This window comes from Alkalibacillus almallahensis (assembly GCF_011761495.1).
GTDB classification, from domain to species: Bacteria; Bacillota; Bacilli; order Bacillales; family Alkalibacillaceae; genus Alkalibacillus; species Alkalibacillus almallahensis.
Genome location: NZ_JAASRU010000031.1, coordinates 1 through 2,165, shown reverse-complemented (window position 1 = coordinate 2,165; position 2,165 = coordinate 1). Strand labels below are relative to the sequence as shown.

Sequence of the window (2,165 nt, the reverse complement as noted above, 5' to 3'; positions counted from 1 at the left end):
TATATATATCATTTTATTTTGATTTAGTAAGATTAATTACCCCTATAGAAATAAAAAAGCTTGCAGAAAAACCTGGGGTTTCTCTACAAGCTGAAAGCTGGCTTAAGCCAGCTTTTAATATATTTAATATAAATTCCTTTCGTTTAGCATTTCATTTAGGAAAATGTTACCATAATAGAAGGATAATCACGTTAAGAAACGAATTTTACCAAAGAGGTGATTCATGATGAAATTCGGTATTATTAGTACGGCTAATATTGCGCAAAAAGCTTTGATTCCAGCGATGAAGCGGGCCGAAAACGCTGAGGTTATCGCAATTGCGAGTGGGTCAGGTCAAGCAGAAGAAGTAGCGGCAGAGCTCGATATCCCAAAAGCGTACTCACGTTATGAAGATGTGCTTGAGGACTCAGAAGTTGAGGCGGTTTATATCCCGCTTCCAAATCATTTACATAAGGAATGGGTTTTTAAAGCAGCTGAAGCTGGGAAGCATATTTTGTGTGAAAAGCCAGCTGGATTAAACGCGCAAGAGATGGTCGAAATGGAAGAGGTCTGCCAAAAGTATGGTGTGACTTTTATGGAAGCGTTTATGTATCAGTTTCATAAGCAGCACGATCGCGTGAAAGAGTTGATTCAGGATGGTGAAATAGGTGATGTAACGTTAATGCGTGCGAGCTTTTCATTCCCACTTCGTAATCCAGAAGGCAATATTCGGGTGGATGCATCTAAAGGTGGCGGCAGTATTTACGATGTCGGTAGTTATTGCTTACATACGTTTCAAAATATTTTAGATGATAAAGTGGCTAATGTGTTTGTGCAAGGTGATGTGAGCTCGACATTTAGTGTGGATATGTCAGCGCGAGGGTTGGTGAATATGAAGAGTGGTGTGCCGGCTATTTTTGATAGCGGGTTTGAGACAGAAATGCGTCATGAATATGAGGTGGTCGGTACACATGGTTCGATCAAAGTACCGCGCGCTTATCGTCCAGATGCATTTGGTCATCAAGGGCATGTCATCATTGAAAAGGGTGGCGTAACGCGTGATGAGCGAGTCATGAGTGATCAATATAAAGAAGAGGTCGAGCATTTTGTCGAGGCTGTGACGGAAGGTAAATCGCCGCGTAATACGTATGAGCGTTCGAAGCATACGATGGCAGTCATTGATGCGTGTTATGAGTCGATGAGCAGTCAGAAAGTGGTTGAGGTGGATCAGTAACTGAACCGTTTGAGGAGGATGACATTGAAACCATTATATAAGTGGCTGATTGGTATCGTGATTGTTTTAGGAATTGGCATTGGAATCTTTTTCGGGACGGATCGTTTTATTGATCAATATTTTGGCGGAGACGATTCAGAAGGTCAAGTTAATAATGAGAAGCAAGTCGGTGAATTATCGGAAGAAAAATTTGAGAAAAGCGAGAATCCGTCTGAACTGAATCCGTTTGGTGATGAGATTGATCAGGCGCAATTAACGGATCACGATGTGCAAGTTTATATCCATAAGATGTCCCATCAGAAAGTTGAAGCGAGTCAGAAATGGGGATTTTACCTGATTACAGATGAGCGGATTGAATGGTTACAAAGTGGTGTGGAGGTTGCGAGCGAGAATCTTGAACATTCGGACACGTACCAATCTATTTTGAATGCATGGGCTGAGGGTGACTTTTCTCAAGCCGATGACCATCATAATACAGTATGGGAGCTTCAAGATGGCACGGTCGGTTATGCGAGGGACGTGCTCACACCCGAAGAAGAGGAAGCGTATATTAATCAGGCGGAATGATTGGGTGGAGTCGCTGATATAATGGGAATATCGGCGACATTATTTGAGGATCAAGTTCATAATTGAAGGTCACCGATATATCGTGGTAAGTCGCTGATAAAATCAGAATCGCGCCGATATATTTTAAATGGCGCCGATAAATTTGCTGAGGCGCCGATAAAATCTGTAGGTCGCTGATATCGTATAAATAACGGCGATAAAACAAGGTAAATCGCTGATATGAAGGAAATATCAGCGACATTGGGCGAGATGAACGCTCATAATTCAACCTAATAATTGTCTAAATACATAAAAGAGGCTGGGACATAACTAGCTAAAAATAACGTAAAAAAGGCACCAACCATAAAAAATATATGGTTTGGTGCCTTTTTCTTGCTTGAATCAT

The 2,165-nt window shown here is 41.4% G+C and carries 3 protein-coding genes; all 3 read left to right on the top strand.

All coding sequences use genetic code 11. From position 1 onward, the window contains the following. On the top strand, positions 1–227 hold a 227-nt coding region (locus FHR85_RS14310), incomplete at its 5' end, for a hypothetical protein (protein ID WP_208379726.1). Beyond that, on the top strand, positions 224–1,213 hold the full coding sequence (locus tag FHR85_RS14255; RefSeq protein ID WP_167264432.1) for a Gfo/Idh/MocA family protein: 990 nt from the start codon (positions 224–226) through the stop codon (positions 1,211–1,213). The genes FHR85_RS14310 and FHR85_RS14255, both read left to right, overlap by 4 nt. Positions 1,214–1,237: 24 nt before the next feature. Next, on the top strand, positions 1,238–1,780 hold the full coding sequence (locus FHR85_RS14250; RefSeq protein WP_167264430.1) for a DUF6241 domain-containing protein: 543 nt from the start codon (positions 1,238–1,240) through the stop codon (positions 1,778–1,780). Positions 1,781–2,165: the final 385 nt, after the last annotated feature.

Excerpts from the sequence above, each read along its gene's own strand:
- FHR85_RS14255 (WP_167264432.1), top strand. The coding sequence starts at position 224 with ATGATGAAATTCGGTATTATTAGTACGGCTAATATTGCGCAAAAAGCT.